Raw genomic sequence first — 18823 nt, 5'->3', positions numbered from 1 at the left:
TCCCGTGAAATTCCCCCATTTCTTCATCGAGCGGCCGATCTTCGCGGCCGTCATGTCGATCCTGATCGTCGTGTTCGGGCTGGTCGCCTATCCCGGCCTGCCCGTCGCGCAATATCCTGAGATCGCGCCGCCGACCGTGGTGGTCACCGCCAATTATCCCGGCGCGACCGCCGAGACCCTGGCCGAAACCGTGGCCGCGCCGCTCGAGGAATCGATCAACGGCGTCGAGAACATGCTCTACATGTCCTCGTCCGCCACCGGCGACGGATCGCTGCAGATCACGGTGACGTTCAAGCAGGGCGTCAATGTCGACCAGGCGCAGGTGCTGGTGCAGAACCGCGTCTCCACCGCCGAGCCGCGCCTGCCGGCCGAGGTCCGCCAGGTCGGCGTGACCGTGCTGAAGAATTCGCCCGACATCCTGATGGTGATCGCGCTGACCTCGCCCAACGGCTCGCTGCCGCAGCAATATGTCTCCAACTATGCGACGACGCAGATCATCGACCGCATGGCGCGCATCCCCGGCGTCGGCGGCGTGCGGGCGTTCGGCGGGCGCGATTACAATATGCGCGTCTGGATCGACCCTGATCGCGCCGCGTCGCGCAACCTGACCGTCGACGAGATCGTCGCCGCGATCCGGGCGCAGAACGCGCAGGTCGCGGTCGGATCGGTCGGTGCGCCGCCGTTCAACCAGGGCGGTACCGCCTTCCAGCTCGGCATCCAGGCGACCGGGCGGCTCACCACCCCGGAACAGTTCGGCGAGATCATCGTCAAGCGCGACGACCAGGGGCGGCTGACCCGCCTGCGCGACGTCGCACGGGTGCAGATCGGCGCGCAGGATTACGGCATCAACGCCTTCCTCTCGGGCAAGCCGATGATCGGCATCGCCATCACTCAGCTGCCAGGATCGAACGCGCTGACCACGGCGGCGGCCGTGCGCGCCGACATCGCCGAGGCAGCGAAGAGCTTCCCGCAGGGGATGGCGTACAGCATTCCCTATAACCCGACCGAATATATCCAGGCGTCGATCGAGGCAGTGTATCACACGCTGATCGAGGCGATCATCCTGGTCGCGCTCGTCGTGCTGCTGTTCCTGCAGAGCTGGCGCGCGACGATCATCCCGCTGATCGCGGTGCCGGTGTCGCTGGTCGGATCGCTGGCGATGCTTGCCGTGTTCGGCTTCAGCCTCAACAATCTGTCGCTGTTCGGCATGGTGCTCGCCGTCGGTATCGTCGTCGACGACGCGATCGTGGTCGTGGAGAATATCGAGCGCCTGATGCACGAAAAGGGGCTGACGCCCCGCGAAGCAGCGCATGAGACGATGGACGAAGTGTCCGGCGCGCTGATCGCGATCGCGCTGGTGCTGTGCGGCGTGTTCATCCCGACCAGCTTCATTCCCGGCATTTCCGGACAGTTCTACCAGCAGTTCGCACTGACCATCGTGTCGGCCGCGGTGATTTCCGCCTTTGTGTCGCTGACCCTGTCGCCGGCGCTGGCTGCGATCATCCTGAAGCCGAAGCATGAGGGCGAACCGCGCCCGGGTGTGCTCGGCCTGCCGAGCCGGTTCGCGCGCGGCTTCAATCACGGCTTCGAACGCGTCGGCACGCGCTTCGGCAAGTTCACAGCGCGTGCGGTGCGGGCGCTCGCGCTGGTCGGTATCGTTTATGTCTGCCTGATCGGACTGGCCGGGTGGCGCTTCACCGCGACGCCGACCGGGTTCATCCCGGCGCAGGACCAGGGTTATCTGATCGCCGTCATCCAGCTGCCGCCGGGCGCTTCGTTGCAACGGACGACCGAGATCATGACTCAGGCGGGCAAGATCGCGCTGGCCAACAAGGCGAGCGAGGCCACCGTCGCCTTTGCCGGCCTCGACGGCGCGACCTTCTCGACCGCGCCCAATGCGGGCGCGATGTTCATCCCGCTGAAGCCGCATGCCGACCGCGCGAATGCCGATGTGATCGCCAACGAGCTGCGCGGCGCGTTCAGCGGTATCAACGGCGGCAATATCCTGGTCGTGCCGCCGCCACCCGTGCGCGGAATCGGCACCGGCGGCGGCTGGAAGATGCTGATCGAGGACCGCAGCAACATGGGTTACAAGGCGCTGGAAGGCGCCGCGTTTGCGATGATGATGAAGGCGAACCAGACGCCGGGCATCACCAGCGCCTTCACCACCTTCAACACGCGCACGCCGCGCCTGTTCGCCGATGTGGATCGCGAGCGGGCCGAGCAGCTGGGCGTGCCGGTGGAGAATGTCTTTTCGACGCTCGGCACCTATCTCGGTTCGACCTATATCAACGACTTCAACTTCCTCGGCCGTACCTATCGGGTGACCGCCCAGGCCGATGCGCCGTACCGCGACCAGGTATCGGATGTCGGGCATCTGCGCACCCGCTCCGCCAGCGGGCAGATGGTGCCGCTCGATGCGGTAATGACCCTGAAGAACGACAGCGGCCCGTACCGTGTGGTGCGCTACAACCTCTACCCTTCGGCCGAATTCCAGGGCGATACCGTGCGCGGCTTCTCCTCGGGCCAGTCGCTGAAGACCATGGCGAAGCTGGCGGAGGAGACCCTGCCCAAGGGCATGCGCTTCGAATGGACCGAGCTGGCGTTCCAGCAGCAACAGGCGGGCAATACCGCCGGCCTGGTGTTCGGGCTGGCCGTGCTGTTCGTGTTCCTGCTGCTCGCGGCGAATTACGAAAGCCTGGTGCTGCCGCTCGCCGTCATCCTGATCGTGCCGATGTGCCTGCTCGCCGCGATCCTTGGCGTGAACCTGATGGGCGGGGACAACAACATCCTCACCCAGATCGGCCTGGTCGTGCTGATCGGCCTGGCGGCGAAGAACGCGATCCTGATCGTCGAATTCGCCCGCCAGAACGAGGAAGCGGGCATGGAGATGCATGAAGCCGCCGAACATGCCGCCGAGCAGCGCCTGCGCCCGATCGTGATGACTTCGATCGCATTCATCCTTGGCGTGCTGCCGCTGGTGATCGGCTCCGGCCCGGGCGCCGAGATGCGCCAGGCGCTGGGCGTTGCGGTGTTCTTCGGGATGATTGGCGTGACCACCTTCGGCCTGCTGTTCACACCGAGCTTCTATGTCATCAGCCGCAAGCTGGGTGACTGGGTGTCGAGCAAGATCCCGCACAAAAAGGCCGAGCCGCCGCATGCCGAGCCTGCGGGAGAGCCGGCATGATGCGTTTTCACGCCCTCACCTCCTCCTTCCTCCCCGGCGGAGGCCGGGGTCCAGTTGGGAAGGCTTTTCGATCCATCACTGAGGTTCGCCCAACTGGGCCCAGCATCGGGTTGAACATGCCCCGCATGTTCAAGGATCGTCCGGGGGACGATCCGACCCGATACTCTTCGCCGGGGAAGGTAGTGGGGGTGTTGGCTGCCGTCCTCGCCCTTTCGGCTTGCACCGTCGGCCCTGACTATAAGCACCCCGCCACGCCAAGCAGTTCGGCCGCCGGATTCGCCGAGACCACCCGCAGCAACAGCGTCGCCGCGACGCCGCTGCCCGATCACTGGTGGCAGCTCTATAATGATCCGGTGGTCGACCGACTCGTCACCGACGCGCTGGCGCACAATACCGATATCCGCACCGCCGCGGCGAATCTCGCGCGCGCGCGGGCGGTGCTGTCCGAGCAGCGCGGCGCGCGGTTGCCGAGCACCGATCTCAGTGCCCAGGCGACGCGAAGCCGCACGCCCGCGACGCAGAGCCCGACCGGCAAGGCGTTCGAGACCGACTTCTACTCGCTTGGCTTCGACGCCTCCTATGAGATCGACCTGTTCGGCGGCGTGACCCGCGCGATCGAGGCGGCACGGGGCGACACCGATGCCGCCGCCGCGCAACTCGACGCAGCCCGGGTCTCGGTCGCGGCGGAGACGACGCGCGCCTATGCCCAGGCCTGTTCGAATGCGGCGCAACGCTCGGTCGCGCTCGAGACGGTCAAGCTGCAGCAGCAGACGCTCGACCTGACCAATACGTTGTTCGAGGCCGGGCGCGGCACTCGCCGCGACGTGCAGCGCGCCGATGTGCTGCTCGCCGGCACCCAGGCGCAGATCCCGACCTTCGAGGCCGAACGCCGCGCCGCGCTCTACGCACTGGCGGCGCTGACCGGCCACACGCCTGAAGCGATCGATGCCGATGCCGACAAATGCACCGCCCCGCCCCGCGTGACCGTGACGGTGCCGGTCGGTGACGGCGCGGCGCTGCTCGCCCGTCGCCCCGACGTTCGCGCGGCCGAACGCACCTTGGCGGCCGACACGGCGCGCGTCGGCGTGGCGACGGCCGATCTCTATCCCTCGATCCGTCTGCTTGGCGCGGTCGGGTTCGGCGCGCAGAAGCCGGGCGACATCTTCAAGCCGGCCGGTTTCTCCTGGTCGCTTGGGCCGCTGATCTCGTGGAGCTTCCCCAACATGACGGCGACACGCGCGCGTGTCCGCCAGGCCGAGGCGGGCGCCGACGCATCGCTCGCCCGCTTCGACGGAACGGTGCTGACCGCGCTGAAGGAAGTCGAACAGGCACTGGCACGCTATGCCGGCGCGCTGGATCGGAATGCGGCGCTAGCCCGCGCCGCCCAGGCAAGCACCGAGGCGGCGCGGCTTTCGCGCCTGCGATTCGACTACGGCGCCGACAGCTTCCTGCTGCTGATCGAGGCCGAGCGCGACCGCGCCGATGCGCGCGCCGCGCTGGCGCAATCCGACGCAGCGGTGGCGGATGCGCAGATCAGCCTGTTCAAGGCGCTGGGCGGCGGCTGGCAGGACGCGCCCGCGCCCGTGCGGCGCGATCCGACGACGCCTTAGGGCGGGCGGCATCGGCGATTTCGTCTGCGAGTGGTTGGGAAGATAGTTACTCCACTTTCCTGAACCGGATCGTGCGACCGAAGCGGTCGAACACCAGGTCGCCCTTGTCGATCGTCAGTGCGGTTTCGCGGAAATCGGCCTTGCCGATGTCGTTCGGCTCGAAGCGGAAGCTCAGCCAATAGCCTTGGGTCGGATCGATCGGCACCATATCGCCCGCCAGATCGAACATCGGCAGCAACAGCCGTACGCTGGCCGGCGGATCGCCGGCGTCGAGTGGCAGCGACAGGCCCTCCTCGGTGAACTGCCCGCCTTTGGTGGTGCCTTTGGCCGAGGTGACGACCGCATCGAAATAGTGCGGCGACACGCCTTTAGGCGTCTCGAGCGACACGCGCAGCGTGCCGGCGGGCGCGGGTTTCTGCCCGGTGAAGACGAAGCGCGGGGGCGTGACCGGATCGCTGGTCAGCAGCACGCGGCCGTCCCTCACCACCCAGCTTCCCTGCCCCGCCTCATCCAGCGCGCCATAGACCAGGCCGTATTCGAAGCGGCCATCGGCGGTCAGGCTGAGCTGGGCGCCCATCTCGATCTGATGGCCGTCATAAATACCGACCAAGGCCGCGCGGTCCTGCGCCGGGGCCGGTACCGCGATGGCCATCGCCAGTGTGGCGAGCATGATCCGCATGAGACATCTCCCTGGCATGATCATAGGCGGCGCGCGCGAATTTGACGTGCGTGAATATATTTGCCTATAACGTTAAATATTGATCGACTCGTGAAGGATGACCTCATGACTCAAGCCTCGCTTGCCTCCGCCATCTTCTATCGCGATCCGCTGGCCGCCTTCACCTGGCTCGAAAAGGCCTTCGGCTTCGAGCCGGCCATGCTCATCACCGATCCCGACAACAAGATGGTCCATGCCCAGCTGAGCTTCGGCAATGGCTATCTCATGATCGGCAATGAATGGGCCGACTATACCGCCAGTCCGGCGAGCATCGGCGGCAAGAACAGCCAGGGCCTGCATGTGAAGCTGGACAGCGACATCGACGCGCATTGCGCGCACGCGGTGGAGGCCGGCGCGGAGATTGTGGAGGCGCCGACCGACCAATTCTATGGCGACCGCACCTATCGCGCACGCGACCCCGAAGGGCATGTCTGGACCTTCGCGCAGAACAAGCGGCCCTTCTCGGTCGAGGAGTCGGAGAAGGCGACCGGCCTCAAGATCGAGATGTTCTCCTGAGCGCGGCCCCCGCGATCGACCGGACGCTCGCCGCGCTCGCCGACCCGACAAGGCGGCGCGTGGTCGAGCTGCTGCGCGACCGGCCGTACCGTGCCGGGGAACTGGCCGAGAGTGTCGGGGTCAGCCCCGCCGCGCTCAGCCGGCATTTGCGCACCCTGAAGGCGGGTGGGCTGATCGAGGAAGTACATCCGGACTATGATGCGCGCGTGCGCATCTATGCGCTGAAGGCGGGATCGATGGCGGGACTCAAATCCTGGGTGGACGAGACCGAACAGCTCTGGGCGGATCAGCTCGCGGCGCTCAAGGCGCATGTCGAGGCGCGGCCATGAGCTCGCGCGTCCTGGTCGCGCTGCGCATCGCGGCCGCGCCGGACCGCGTGTTCGAGGCGTTCACGCACGAGATCCATCTCTGGTGGCGGCCCAACCAGCTGTTCAGCTTCACCCGCGCGGGCCCCGGCACCCTGACGATCGAGCCGATGGAGGGCGGGCGCTTCACCGAGACCCAGGCGGACGGCGCCATATTCGAAATCGGGCGGGTGACGACCTGGGAGCCGGGCGTTCGGCTCGGCCTGACCTGGCGCCAGGCGAGCTTCACCAAGGATCAGTCGACCCGGATCGATGTGCGGTTCGAGGCGATCGGCGGGGAGACGCGCGTCACCGTCGAGCACCTCGGCTGGGACAGCGTCCCGGCGCCGCATGCGGCGCGGCATGGGATGGTCGGCATGACCTTCCTGCAGCGTCATGGCCAGTGGTGGCAGGAGCTGCTCGCCGCACTCAAGGCTGACGCCGAAGGCTAGCCAGCCAGCAATTGGACAGAAACGACAAGATAGGTTGGAATCTTGCTATAGTTTCCAATCGGTTTTCTGCGCTTTTTGTTGAAGATGTTCCTGAAACTGATACTATAGCCGCAATCCAGCAAAAACGACTCGCGCCAAATAACTTGGCGCTGATGCGTTGTCGTGTCTACTGAACACTGATGGAGGCAGCCATGGCTGAAACAAGTGACGAGAAGACTCTCGAGATGCGCCTTGCGGCGCTTGAAGACAAGTTGAGCGGCCTGCACGTCTCGGAGGAAGAGATGCGCGCCTATCACAAGGTCGCATCCCTGATTCATGGCGGCGTGACGTCTACGGGCGACGCGACCGCGCTCACGCCGGCGCCGCAACCGCAACCGTGCGTGACGAGCTGCGTCGTGCAGCAATGCATCGTCCATCCCTGCGTGGTCCAGCAATGCACCATCCGCGCGTGCACCGTGGTTCAGCAATGCACCATCCGGGCCTGTACCGTCGTCCAGCAATGCACCATTCGCGCGTGCACGATCGAACAGTGCATCAACGAATGCGGCGGCGGCCTGCCGGGCGGGCCGATCAGCGGCGGCGGCTTCGGCACGCTGGGCGGTTGAGCCCGGTGTCTGCTCCAGACGGCAGTCGCGGGGCAGGGTCTGAACAAACGGTGAGCGGTTAGCGGGAGTACGGCGCGTGGATGTCGTCTTTCCCATCATGCCGTTCGCCGATGTGGGGCGGCCCTCAATGGGAGTCAGCTTGCTGATACCCGAGGTCCGCCGCGCGGGCCATTCAGCCGAGGCGATCTATTTCAACCTCGATCTTGCGGGGTTGATGGGCATTGGCGACTATCAGCGCGTCGCCTCCGAATTCCCGCCCAACATGCTGCTCGGCGAATGGGTGTTCGCGGACGACCTGTTCGGCGACGACATCCCCGCGCCGGCCGATTATTTCGACGATATCTTCGGCCCGATGGCGGGCGGCGACCCCGCCTTCATCGCGGCGCTGATGCGCGTGCGCACGCAGGTCGCCGGGTTCCTCGACGCGTGCGTCGCCACGATCATGGCGCGCGAACCGCGGATCGTCGGCTTCTCGACGGTATTTCACCAGACCTGTGCCTGCCTGGCGGTGGCGCGCCGGCTGAAGGCGCTGCCCGCGCCGCCGGTGATCGTCTTCGGCGGGGCGAATTGCGAAGGCGATATGGGGCTGCAGCTGATCAGCAGCTTCCCGTGGATCGACTATGTCTGTTCGGGCGAGGCCGATCTGAGCTTTCCCGCCTTGCTCGATCGCCTGCTGGGCGGTGCCGATCCGCAGCCGATCGGCGGCGTGTTGCAGCAGGGCCAGGTGAATTTGCCGGCGCGGTCGCCCGCGGTCACCAATCTCGACGCCCTGCCCTATCCCGACTTCGAGGACTATTTCGGCAATCTCTCCACCTCCGCGCTAGCCGGGCTGTTCAAGGGGCATCTCGTCTTCGAATCCTCGCGCGGCTGCTGGTGGGGCGCCAAGCATCATTGCACCTTTTGCGGGTTGAACGGCGACACCATGGTGTTCCGGTCCAAGAAGCCCGACCGGGTGTTCGAGGAGATCGATTATCTGCTCACCCATTATGAGTCGGAGAATATCGGCTGCGTCGATAACATCCTCGACCTGCGCTATATCGACACGCTGTTCGCGCGCCTGGCGGCATCGCCGCACGAGTTGAAGCTGTTCTACGAAGTGAAGGCCAATCTGCGGCTCGAGCAGCTGGTCAAGCTGCGTGCGGGCGGGGTGAATCAGATCCAGCCGGGGATCGAAAGCTTCTCCGACGCGGTGCTGACCCTGATGAGCAAGGGCTGCACCGGATTCCAGAACATCCAGCTGATGCGCTGGTGCCGCGAGGTCGGCATCGAGGTGTCGTGGAATATCCTGGGCGGCTTCCCGGGCGAGGACCCGGCCGAATATGAGCGGATGGCCGCGCTGATCCCGCGGCTCACGCATCTCGATCCGCCCTGTTCCTGCGGCATGGTGCGGCTCGACCGGTTCAGCCCGTTTCACGGCGAGCCCGATCGGTTCGGCTTCACCAATTTGCGCCCGGCCCAGGCCTATTTCTACGTCTTCCCGCTCGGCCGGCGCGACCTGTCGAAACTCGCCTATTTCTTCGATTTCGATTACCCGGACCGGCGCGATCCGCAGACCTATCTGGCGCCGGTGCAGCGCGAGACGCGGCGATGGATCGACGGTCGCGCCGCCGCCGAGCCGCCGCGGCTCGACGCGCATTTCGCCGGTGATCGCCTGACCATCTTCGACAGCCGGTCAGCGGCCGTGGCGGCGCGCCACGACTTTGCCGGGCTTGCCGCGCTTGTCTATGCGCGGTGCGATCGGGCCGCGACCGTGGCGCATGTCGCGCGGGACCTGGGCGTCGACGAAGCGGGGATCGAGGCGATCGTCGCCGACTTCGACGCGCGGCGGCTGGTCGCGCGCGATGGCGACCGGGTGCTGAGCCTTGCCGTATTCCGGGACCGCCCGGCGGCCGACATGCGGGAGGTCCGGGTTGCAGAAACCGCTGCTGCCTAGCTGCTTCCTGACCTGGACCGAGCCACCCGACCCATCGGGCGCTGAGCAGCTCCGCTTCGTGTCGTGGCGCCGGTTGCTGACCATGAAGGGGCGATCCTTTCGCGAGTTCGAGCGCATCGTCTTCCCCCTGCTCGACGGCACCCGCAGCGTGGACGAGATCTGCGATTCCGCCGCGTCCGCCTTTCCGCGTGACGAGCTGGAGGCAGCGATCGAGATGCTGGCGGGACAGGGCCTGTTGATCGACGGCGCGGCGGCGGCCGAGGAGCCGCCGGCGCGGCTGGCGACTCAGCTCGGCTATCTCGACGAGACGGCGCCCGAGGGGCGCGGCGCGCAGGCGCGGCTGACCGGGGCAAAGGTCGCGATATTCGGCATGGGCGGTGCCGGCGCGAGCGTCGCGCGACTGCTTGCCACCGCCGGCGTGGGGCAAATCCTGTGTATCGATCCCGCTATGGCGGACGCGACGTCACCCTATTTTTCGGGGCTGTTCGCTGAGGACGACAATGGCCGCAACCGTGCCGAGCTGGTGGCGGAGCGCCTGGCCGCTACGATGCATGACCCGATGATCGCATGGGCGGGCGACCGCCCCGAAGACAGCGAGGCGATCGCCGCGCTGGTCGCGGGCTGCGATCTCGTCATCTCCTGCCTCGAGTCCGGCGAACTCAACCTCGCGCTGAAGCTCAACCGGGCGTGCCGCGGTGCCGGGGTTGCCTGGCTGACGGGATCGCTCGAAGGCAGCGAAGTCGTTGCCGGGCCGGGGTTCGACGCATCGCCCGACGGCCCCTGCTATATGTGCTACCGGATGCGGGAAGTGGCGACGGCGGCCGATCCGCAGACGCGTTTCGCGCTGGAACGCCGGCTCGACCGGCTGCGCCGCGATCTTGGCGCCCGGCGCGAGAATCTGGCCTGGGGCGCCGATATCCTGGCCGGGATGCTGGTGGCCGAGGCCGTCAATATCCTGACCGGCATCGCCGAGCCCGCGCTCAACGGCCGGCTGATCGTGACCAGCCTGCTCACCTTGCGGCAGGAGAAGCATGTCGTGCTGAAAAAGCCCGGCTGCCCGGTCTGCGATACGGGCGCGGCGGCATGAACCCCGGTGCGGAAAGGACGATGGAGCTGCTGGTCAGCCGCCGGACCGGCATCATCACCGAGGTGGTGCATCAGCAGCGCGGGGCGGAGGAGCCGGTGCCGCCGCATCTGTTCACCGCGATGCTGTCGCATTTCGATTTCCGCGCCGCGCCGGCCGCGGAAAGGCTGAGCGGCGGCAAGGGCGCGACCGAGACCCAGGCGAAGCTCTCGGCGATCGGCGAGGCAGTGGAGCGCTACAGCGCCTATCATTGGGACGCGGCGCGCGTGTGGACCGGCCCGGCCGAGCCGGATGCGATCACGCCGGCTGACTGCGTGCTCTATTCGGATACGCAATATGAGACGGGCGCGCGCTATGCCCGCTGGTCGCCCGAAGTGCCGATCTCCTGGATCAGGGGCATGGAATTGCCTGCGGGCACGCCGGTCGCGCTGCCGGCGGGGCTGGTCTATCTCGTCACGCCGATGCCGCTCGCGGCCGACCATGTCACCGCGACGACCTCCAACGGGCTTGCCGCAGGGGCCGATCTGACCCGGGCGATCCTGAGCGGTTTTTACGAGGTGATCGAGCGGGATGCGCTGCTGATCGGCTGGATGAACCAGCTGCCGGCAACGCGGATCGCGATACCGCAGAACGGGTGCCACGCGGCCTCGATCGCGCGGCATTACCGGCTGCATGGGGTGGAATTGCGGCTCTACCGGCTGGCGACCGACCAGGTGCCGTATGTGATGCTGGCGGTGCTCGACGACCTGGCCGGCAACGGGCCGGCGCGGGTGATCGGCATGGGGTGCGATGTCGATCCGGTCGCGGCGCTGGACAAGGCCGTGTTCGAGGCCTGCCAGGCGCGTCCGAGCGAAGCGGCGCGCTCCGGGCAGTCCGACCATGCCGAGCGGCTCAGAAGCTATGAGGATGTGCGCGGGCTGGACGATCATCCCGCCTTCCATGCGCTCCGCCGCAACCTGGGCGAGTTCGACTTTCTCGACCTGGGCGACAGCGTGGCGCTGGACGATCTCCCCCGGCCAGAGACCGCCGATCCCGCGGCGGCGCTCGATCTGGTCGTCGACGGGCTGGTCCGGGCGGGCGCTCGGGTCGCCTATGTCGACATCACCGGGGCCGACATCGTCGCGACCGGCATCCGCGTCGTCCGTTGCATCGCCACGGGTTTCCAGCCGATCCATTTCGGCCATGGCGAGGCCCGGCTGGGCGGCACGCGACTGTTCGACGCGCCGGTCGCCTGGGGCCTGCGCGACGCGGCGCGCACCGAGGCGACGCTCAACCCCTGCCCCCATCCCCTGGCCTGATGGCTGCGATGCTGCCGGTCGACGATCCCATGCAGCTTTCCCGGCTGTTCCACCTCAATTCCGAGCCCTGGCTGAACGAACAGGCCTATCGCGGAGCCCCCTTCGCGCAGGAATTCAAGGACCATCTGGAGGCGGCGCGTATCCCGTTGCCGCCGCCTGTCCCGGGTAGCGTCGTGGCGCTGGCGGCGGCGCGCTATTCGGTGCGCGCGTTCGAGCCCCGGGCGATGAGCGGGCAGATACTCTCCGACCTGCTGCACGCGGCCTATGGCATCGTCGACCGGGCCGCACTTGAGGGCGGCCATGCCTTTCTCCGGCGCGGGGTGCCTTCGGCCGGCGGGCTCTATCCGCTCGAGCTGTATCTGCTGCTCCGCGAGGTGGAGGGACTGGCCGATGGCATCTATCATTTCGATGCGCGCGGGCCTGCGCTCGAACTGGTGCGTGCCGGCGACTGGCAGGCTGAGGCGGCGACAATCTTCTACACTTGGCCGTTCATTATCGACGCCAATATCGTGGTCTGTATCGGCGCGGTGTTCCCGCGATCGCAGAAGAAATATGGGCCGCGGGGCTATCGCTACATTCTGCTCGAGGCCGGCCATGTCGCGCAGAATCTCTGCCTCGCCGCGGTCGAACTGGGGCTGGCGACGCTCTGCATGGGCGGCCTTCGCGACGGCGCGCTCAACCGGTTGATCGGGCTCGATCCCGGCCGCGAAGGCGTGGTCTATGCCGTGGCGGCCGGCTCCGCGAAGGCGCCCTGACCCTTACCCGGTCGTCGCGATGACATTGTCTTCGGAGTTGCGATCGATCCGGACGTTATAGGGATCCGCACCCGCAAAGGCCGGTTTCGTCGCCGTCACCAGCCTGATCGTCTGCGTGCCCGTTTTCAGCGGCAGACGCTGGAGCAGCAGCACGTCCTTTTTTGCAAAGGCGCCGCGGCCGGGCATCGCGGCGAACAGGCCGAACTCCGCCGTCTCCGCCATCTTCGCTTCGGTCTCCTTGCCCTTGCCGTCGGCATAGAGCTTGTGCGCCTCGACCGTCAGGGTCGTCTCGAACCGGCCGTCGGGCAGCTTCTTGACGACCGCAGCCCTGGTCTTGATGTCGTAGAGCGAGATGCGTTCGAACAGATCGGTAATCAGCGCCTGCTCCTCGGGGCTCGCCCCTTTGCGGAACTCGGCGATCAGGTCGAGCGAGCGCGGGAACGGCGCGCCCTTGAAGCGGAAGCGTTCGAGATAGCGTTTCAGCGCGGCATTGACCCGCGCCTCGCCCAGCGCATCCTTCAGCCGGTACATGACCAGCGAGCCCTTGCGGTAATGGATATATTGCTGGTTCTCGACGCGGTAGAGCGGCAGCTCCTCGATCACTTCGCCGCCGCGCGCGCGCAGATACCGATCGAGTTCGAACTTCAGGAAACGGCGGATCTGGTCGCGGCCGTACAGCTTCTCCATCACCATCAGCGCCGAATATTGCGCCAGCGTCTCGGTCAGCATGGTCGAGCCCTGCATGTCCGCGCCGATCGCCTGATGCGCCCAATATTGATGCGCCAGCTCATGCGCGGTCACATAGGTGACGTAATCGATCTTCTCCGGATCGGAGAGATCGGCGATGAAGCCGATGCCTTCCGAATAGGGCATCGTGCCCGCGAATGCCTGGGCGAACTGCGCGTAATCCGGGAACTCGATGATGCGCGCCTGGCGGAACTGATAGGGACCGAAATTGGGCTGATAATAATCGAGCCCGTGCGCGAAGGCGGCGAGCATGCGATCGACATTGGCGCCGTGGCGCGCGTCATAATAGACGACGAGATCGACGCCATCATGCATCCGGTGCTTCTCGACGTACCGCGCCGACTGGACCGAATAGAAATTCTGGATCGGCGCATCGACGACGAAGCGCGCCGTGCGCCGCCCATTGGCTGTCGTGTCGCTGACCTTGTAGCCCGGCGCGATCGGGGTCTGGCCGGCATCGGTGGTGACGGTGATGTCGGTCTTTATCCAGTCCGTGCGGAGCTGGTTGAAGCGCGTCGCGGTCATGTCCTCCAGCTTCGCGGGGCGAAGCTCCGGCGGCAGGCCGTATTTGCGGCGCTTGACCCGGTCCTGCAGCATGCCGCTCTGGTCGATGCCGATCGACGGCACGAATTCGAAATTGTTGACGAAGGTGCCGTTCTGCACGACGCGCGTGTCGCTGCCGCTGTTGCGGAAGCCGTGCTGGGTGCGCTCGGTGCGGAAGGTCAGGCTGGTCGTGCCGCCCGGCGCGAGCGGGGCCGCGAGACGATAGATGCGGTACTGGAATTTCGGATAATCGCGGACGAGCGTCGCCCCCGGAATGGCGAACGACCCGATCCGCGTCACCTGATCGCCCATGCGCACATGCACGTCGCGGATCGGAGCCGTCGCCTTGTTGACGAGGGTGAGCACGCCCCTGGCGGTGAGGCCCGGTTCCTGCGGACGCAGATCGACCGCGACACGCGCGGCTGTCACCGAAAGCTGGGGCAGCTTCTGATAAGGCAGCAGCGCCTTTTCATAATCGGCCATGAAGGCTTCGTCGGCGACCTGGGTGGTATAGTGATTCCACACATGGGTGTTGATGAAGATATACACCCCGCTGGCGACGAACAGCGCGAGCGCCGCGGCACCGACCAGCCCGGCCGGACCGGCGAGACGGCGCGGCAAACGCTTAAGCCGTGGCCGCAGCCGCGTCTCCGTACCGCGGCGCCACAGGGCATGGGCAAGCACCAGCAGCATCACCGCAAAGGCCGACCAGTAGAGCCGGAGCCACCAGGCGCCGATCCAGAACTTGCCCATGCCGTTCATGTCGGACAGCGGCACGGGCGGAAACTGGCCGTAATTGTACAGCGCGTCGCCAAAGCCGAGATTGCGCAGCGTGACGCGCACGATGATGAAGTAGAACACCATCACGCCCCAGCCGATATATTTGTTCGGGCTGAGCGCCTGGATGAACACGGCGAGCACGGCGATCAGGGTGAAGTTGATCGTGTCGGGCAGCACGTACCAGAGCAGATATTTGCCGAGCTCGAACTCGCCATAGCCGTGAAGCAGCTGCGCCACCACGCCGGCGACGACGCTGACCAAGAGGATCGAGCACATCACCAGGATGACGGCGAGCACCTTGGGCACGACATAGGCCCAGTCCGGGATCGGCGAGGCATCAATGATCTCGTGGATCTTGCGGTCGCGATCGCGCCAGACCAGCTCGCCGGCATAATAGACCGCGATGATCAGCGGGATGATGCCGAACGATCCCTGCAGCAGCCCGATCACCACCCGGGTGACCGGCAGCACGGGCGTGCCGAACAGCTCCCCGAAATCGACCATCGCCCCGGCGGCGTTGAACAGGCCGAGCGCCATCAGCACGAAAAAGGCCGGGCTCTTGAACACCTGGCCGAGCTCGAGCCGGGTACGCGCGCGGAGCTGGGCCAGCGCGGTCGCGCGCCCGAAGCCGGGCACGGGCAGCGGACCGATCGGGCCGGACGGCGCCGGCGCGTCGACCTGGAGCTGCAGCTTGAGCGCGCGGCGGCTCGCCTTCGAGGCCTTGGTGCCGAACCGGAAGGTCGCGGTCGCCAGCGCCAGCGCGCCGAGCCCGATCGCGACGATGACCGCGCGGTTCCACAGGAGCATGCCGTCGAGCGGCGGCACCAGCGTGTTGCGGTCGGCCGCCGTCCAATATTTGGTCGCATAGGAGAAGGCGCCGATGCCGAACGGCTCGCCATAAGCGCCCGCCAGTTCATAGGCCGGGTTGCGATCGAGCACGACGCTGGCGATGGTCCACAGGATCAGGAAGGCGATGACGCCGAGATAGGTCGCCATCATCGACCGGGTCGCGGTCGCCAGCGCGAAGAACAGGGCGGAGGTCAGCAGCAGGTTCGGCAGGCCGATCCACAGGAACGGCATGGCATAATAGGAAAAGACGTTCGGGCCGAGCACTTCGCTGTCGACCCAGGGCATGAAGGTGCCGACCCAGATGCCGGCCAGCACCGCGAGGAAACCGATCGCGGCGGCGACATAGGCCCCGGTATAGCGGCCGAGCAGATAGGCGGTGCGGGTGATCCGCGTCGCCCGCACGATCGGGCCGAAGCCGGTCTCGTCGTCGCGCACCACCACATTGGCGACGAATGCGGTCGAGACGAACATGTAGAAGAGCGACATGATGATCACGACCTGCGCGATCGCGAAGGGCGCGTTCTTGTGGACGTTGCCGCCCGACCCGATCTGGATCTGGTCGATCGTCGTCGCGCCGAACGAGAGCAGGAAGAAGACGACCACCGCGACCCAGAAGACCGGGTTACGCATCTGGTAGCGAAGCTCGAAGCCGAAGACGCCGCCGAACATGCCGGACACCCCGCTCAGGCCGCGCGACGCGAGGAATCGAGCGTCGAGAAATAGACGTCCTCGAGCCCACCCGACACCGGATGGAAACCGGCGCCGGGCGCCGCGTCCGCCAGGACGTGGATGATCGTCTTGCCGGCGAACAGCCGGGTCGAGATGACGCGGTGGCGCTGGCGCTGGTCCTCCAGCTCGCTGCGATCGATCGTCTTTTCCCAGATCCGGCCGCGCGTCGCCTCGATGAGGTCGAGCGGCGCGCCCTCGAGCAGGATGCGCCCGTTGGCCAGCACCGCCATGCGCGGGCAGAGATCGGCCACGTCCTCGACGATGTGCGTCGACAGGATCACCACGACATCGTCGCCGATCTCGCCGAGCAGGTTGAGGAAGCGGTTGCGCTCCTCCGGGTCGAGGCCGGCGGTGGGCTCATCGACGATGATCAGCCTGGGGCCGCCGATCAGCGCCTGGGCGATGCCGAAGCGCTGGCGCATGCCGCCCGAGAAACCGGCCAGCGCCTTTTTGCGCACGTCCCAGAGATTGACCTGGTGGAGCAGCCCCTCGACCGTCGTCTTGCGCTCGCCGCGGCTGGCAATGCCCTTCAGCACCGCCATGTGATCGAGCATGTCGTAGGCCGAGACGCGCGGATAGACGCCGAAATCCTGCGGGAGATAGCCGAGCGTGCGGCGTAGCTTCTCGGGTTCGGCGATGACGTCGAGGCCGTCGAAGCTGATCGAGCCCGAGGTCGGCGTCTGCAGGGTCGCGACGGTGCGCATCAGGGTCGACTTGCCGGCGCCGTTCGGGCCGAGCAGCCCGAACATGCCGGGCGGGATGGTCAGGTCGACGCCGTCGAGCGCGCGCGTGCCATTGCCATAGACATGAGTGAGCTTCTCGATCTTCAGCATGATTCCCTCCGCTTGGGGGAAGGCTAGCAGGTGTGTTGGGCTTGTAAAGCAGCGTTGAAGCGGGTGCGTGCGATCGACGTGACCGCATCTATACTTGAGCGAATTATGCGAGGGTTCCTTGCCCTGGCGACGCCTCCCCTCGTTGAGCGATGCGAACGGCAGACATCGCACAGGGCAACTGGCCGGGCCGTCGAGGTAAAGGATCAGTACAGGCAGGTATATCTTCAACTGCCGACAGATCACCACAAGATCGCTTTTGCCGCGGAGGCGAATTATAAGAGGCATCAAGCAGGGGGCGTTTTTCGATTCCGGGCGCGGCGTGAACGTCGACTTCATACGCATTACGCCGCCGGCTCGCCAATGATGGCGGCGGTTCGCCGTGAGATCCATCGTGCCGGCGCATGACAATAGTATTGGCAAGTAATGAATTTCGCGACCCCTATGTTTTTGACTGGGGATCATCTTCCCGCCCGTCGGCGCTCCGGCCAGGCACAGGCCCCCATCGCGACAGGGAATGGACCGGGAAGCGAGAATGTTGAATCGACGGGGGAAGCGCGGCCAGACGGCAGCGCCCCCCCGACGAGCTCAGGGCGAACGGGACTGGTGTCCTGTAACTGAAGGTCGTTCGATAATATTGAGTTCCGTCATGCTGAACTCGTTTCAGCATCCAACGCTCCCCAAGCGGCGGCATCGGTTGTTTGCACCTTGGATGCTGAAACGAGTTCGGCATGATGGCAGGTTTAGAGTGGACGGACTTCCGGTTCGAGAGGCCGGTGAGAATCACACCAGCTCGAAACCGCCCTAGCTCCGCCGCACCAGATGACTGCCACCGGGCTGCTGTTCGAACACCCACTGCTGGCCGGTGAACAGCCGGATCACGTCCGCAGCGGTGCGGGCATGCTGGCTCGGCTTGACCGTCGTGAAGCTGCCGCCGCCCGCCAGCGCGAAGGGCAACAGCAGCTGGTCGGCCAGATAGGGGCCCGCAAAGGCATCCGACGCCAGGAATCCCGCCATGCGGTGCGCCGCTGTCCTGGCCAGCGACTCTGCCGAGACGCCCAGCTTGCCGAAGCCCGTGACGACTTCAGTGACGTTTTCGAATGCCGCCTCCAGCAGCAGCGCGTTGCCGGGCCCCTGCTCGGCGGGCAGCTGCCGTACCGAGAATGCCTCCTCCGGCCAGTCCGGCAGAAGCTTGCGCGCGGTCCCGATCTCGCGTTCGGCGATGTCGAACGGAAGGCCGGCGAACAGCGCCGTGGCGGAAACGGCGGTCAGCCCGCCGCGATCGCGGCACTCCATCGCCGTCAGCTTGCCCGGCGTCACGTCGATGTCGATCCGCCCGCCACCGCGCGGGAAAAAGCCATGCCGGGTCAGCCGCGCGGAGACGTGTGGCCCCATGCGGTTGATGACGGGCAGGAACGCGCGCTCGATGAACTCGAAGGGCGGCGCCATCATGTTGTGCGTGCCGCCCTCCAGCACGATCCGGGACGGCGCGCCCGCGAGCAGCAGCGGCATCAGGATGGTCTGGAGCACCAGGCCGGTGCTGCCCGCCGTGCCGACCGCGAAGCGATAGTCGCCGGGCACGACCCGCCCGGGCGTGAAGCTCAGCTCGGACGATCCGACCGACACGCCTTCGCACACCGCGCCGCCGATGGTCAGCGCTGCCTCGACCGCGGTCACATGCTGGCGCATCAGCCCGGGCTTCTCACGACGCCCACGAATATTGGCGATGCGGAACGGCCGGCCGGTGACCAGCGACAGGGCGAGCGCATTGCGCACCACCTGCCCCCCGCCCTCGCCTTCCGATCCATCGATGATGATCATGCTATTTCTCGTATGGGGCGGT

General features: G+C 66.4%; 14 protein-coding genes. 10 read left to right on the top strand and 4 right to left on the bottom strand.

Annotation, left to right across the window (positions count from 1 at the left end; genetic code table 11):
* The first annotated feature begins 4 nt into the window (after nucleotides 1-4).
* Both ACZ1I2_RS06095 and ACZ1I2_RS06090 read left to right on the top strand, forming a co-directional pair.
* Nucleotides 5-3187: an efflux RND transporter permease subunit gene (locus ACZ1I2_RS06095; protein ID WP_465174765.1), complete on the top strand. Its 3183-nt coding sequence runs from the start codon at nucleotides 5-7 to the stop codon at nucleotides 3185-3187.
* 125 nt (nucleotides 3188-3312) lie between these two features.
* Nucleotides 3313-4797: an efflux transporter outer membrane subunit gene (locus tag ACZ1I2_RS06090; protein ID WP_465174766.1), complete on the top strand. Its 1485-nt coding sequence runs from the start codon at nucleotides 3313-3315 to the stop codon at nucleotides 4795-4797.
* Nucleotides 4798-4843: 46 nt separating this feature from the next.
* Here ACZ1I2_RS06090 and ACZ1I2_RS06085 read toward each other — a convergent pair whose 3' ends face one another.
* Complete coding sequence (locus ACZ1I2_RS06085; RefSeq protein ID WP_465174767.1) at nucleotides 4844-5476, bottom strand: hypothetical protein; 633 nt, start codon at nucleotides 5474-5476, stop codon at nucleotides 4844-4846.
* A gap of 105 nt (nucleotides 5477-5581) precedes the next feature.
* On the opposite strand from ACZ1I2_RS06085, the gene ACZ1I2_RS06080 reads away from it, so the two are divergent.
* From ACZ1I2_RS06080 to ACZ1I2_RS06045, 8 genes are all read left to right on the top strand, one after another.
* On the top strand, nucleotides 5582-6031 hold the full coding sequence (locus ACZ1I2_RS06080; RefSeq protein ID WP_465174768.1) for a VOC family protein: 450 nt from the start codon (nucleotides 5582-5584) through the stop codon (nucleotides 6029-6031).
* Between the two features lie 59 nt (nucleotides 6032-6090).
* Nucleotides 6091-6360, top strand: a complete 270-nt coding sequence (locus ACZ1I2_RS06075) for an ArsR/SmtB family transcription factor (protein WP_465181601.1) — start codon at nucleotides 6091-6093, stop codon at nucleotides 6358-6360.
* Nucleotides 6357-6827 (top strand): SRPBCC domain-containing protein, encoded by a 471-nt coding sequence (locus ACZ1I2_RS06070; protein ID WP_465174769.1) that lies wholly within the window; start codon nucleotides 6357-6359, stop codon nucleotides 6825-6827. The genes ACZ1I2_RS06075 and ACZ1I2_RS06070 overlap by 4 nt, the downstream gene beginning before the upstream one ends.
* Nucleotides 6828-7018: 191 nt before the next feature.
* Entirely contained in the window at nucleotides 7019-7432 is a 414-nt protein-coding gene (locus tag ACZ1I2_RS06065; protein ID WP_465174770.1) for a hypothetical protein, read from the top strand.
* A 139-nt stretch (nucleotides 7433-7571) separates the two neighbouring features.
* A complete protein-coding gene (locus tag ACZ1I2_RS06060) occupies nucleotides 7572-9365 on the top strand; it encodes a RiPP maturation radical SAM C-methyltransferase (RefSeq protein WP_465181600.1) in 1794 nt (597 codons plus the stop codon).
* Entirely contained in the window at nucleotides 9343-10452 is a 1110-nt protein-coding gene (locus ACZ1I2_RS06055; protein ID WP_465174772.1) for a TOMM precursor leader peptide-binding protein, read from the top strand. Before ACZ1I2_RS06060 ends, ACZ1I2_RS06055 begins: the two co-directional genes overlap by 23 nt.
* Nucleotides 10449-11747, top strand: coding sequence for a YcaO-like family protein (locus ACZ1I2_RS06050; RefSeq protein WP_465174773.1), 1299 nt, complete (start codon nucleotides 10449-10451; stop codon nucleotides 11745-11747). The genes ACZ1I2_RS06055 and ACZ1I2_RS06050 overlap by 4 nt, the downstream gene beginning before the upstream one ends.
* A complete protein-coding gene (locus ACZ1I2_RS06045) occupies nucleotides 11747-12502 on the top strand; it encodes a SagB/ThcOx family dehydrogenase (RefSeq protein WP_465174774.1) in 756 nt (251 codons plus the stop codon). The genes ACZ1I2_RS06050 and ACZ1I2_RS06045 overlap by 1 nt, the downstream gene beginning before the upstream one ends.
* Nucleotides 12503-12505: 3 nt before the next feature.
* Here the strand turns inward: ACZ1I2_RS06045 and ACZ1I2_RS06040 are convergent, their stop codons facing one another.
* The 3 genes from ACZ1I2_RS06040 to rtcA all read right to left on the bottom strand — a co-directional run bounded on the left by ACZ1I2_RS06040 (nucleotide 12506) and on the right by rtcA (nucleotide 18801).
* Complete coding sequence (locus tag ACZ1I2_RS06040) at nucleotides 12506-16090, bottom strand: ABC transporter permease/M1 family aminopeptidase (RefSeq protein WP_465174775.1); 3585 nt, start codon at nucleotides 16088-16090, stop codon at nucleotides 12506-12508.
* 14 nt (nucleotides 16091-16104) lie between these two features.
* The gene (locus ACZ1I2_RS06035; RefSeq protein WP_465174776.1) at nucleotides 16105-16983 is read right to left on the bottom strand and encodes an ABC transporter ATP-binding protein; all 879 of its coding nucleotides are present in this window, start codon (nucleotides 16981-16983) and stop codon (nucleotides 16105-16107) included.
* Between the two features lie 801 nt (nucleotides 16984-17784).
* Nucleotides 17785-18801: an RNA 3'-terminal phosphate cyclase gene (rtcA, locus tag ACZ1I2_RS06030; protein WP_465174777.1), complete on the bottom strand. Its 1017-nt coding sequence runs from the start codon at nucleotides 18799-18801 to the stop codon at nucleotides 17785-17787.
* Nucleotides 18802-18823: the final 22 nt, after the last annotated feature.

The organism is Sphingomonas sp. BL-S-29, assembly GCF_055521495.1.
This window is presented reverse-complemented; position numbering and strand designations above follow the sequence as displayed.

Excerpts from the sequence above, each read along its gene's own strand:
- ACZ1I2_RS06080 (WP_465174768.1), top strand. The coding sequence starts at position 5,582 with ATGACTCAAGCCTCGCTTGCCTCCGCCATCTTCTATCGCGATCCGCTG.
- ACZ1I2_RS06085 (WP_465174767.1), bottom strand. The coding sequence starts at position 5,476 with ATGCGGATCATGCTCGCCACACTGGCGATGGCCATCGCGGTACCGGCC.
- ACZ1I2_RS06090 (WP_465174766.1), top strand. The coding sequence starts at position 3,313 with ATGTTCAAGGATCGTCCGGGGGACGATCCGACCCGATACTCTTCGCCG.
- ACZ1I2_RS06040 (WP_465174775.1), bottom strand. The coding sequence starts at position 16,090 with ATGTTCGGCGGCGTCTTCGGCTTCGAGCTTCGCTACCAGATGCGTAAC.
- ACZ1I2_RS06070 (WP_465174769.1), top strand. The coding sequence starts at position 6,357 with ATGAGCTCGCGCGTCCTGGTCGCGCTGCGCATCGCGGCCGCGCCGGAC.
- ACZ1I2_RS06050 (WP_465174773.1), top strand. The coding sequence starts at position 10,449 with ATGAACCCCGGTGCGGAAAGGACGATGGAGCTGCTGGTCAGCCGCCGG.
- ACZ1I2_RS06065 (WP_465174770.1), top strand. The coding sequence starts at position 7,019 with ATGGCTGAAACAAGTGACGAGAAGACTCTCGAGATGCGCCTTGCGGCG.
- rtcA (WP_465174777.1), bottom strand. The coding sequence starts at position 18,801 with ATGATCATCATCGATGGATCGGAAGGCGAGGGCGGGGGGCAGGTGGTG.
- ACZ1I2_RS06035 (WP_465174776.1), bottom strand. The coding sequence starts at position 16,983 with ATGCTGAAGATCGAGAAGCTCACTCATGTCTATGGCAATGGCACGCGC.
- ACZ1I2_RS06045 (WP_465174774.1), top strand. The coding sequence starts at position 11,747 with ATGGCTGCGATGCTGCCGGTCGACGATCCCATGCAGCTTTCCCGGCTG.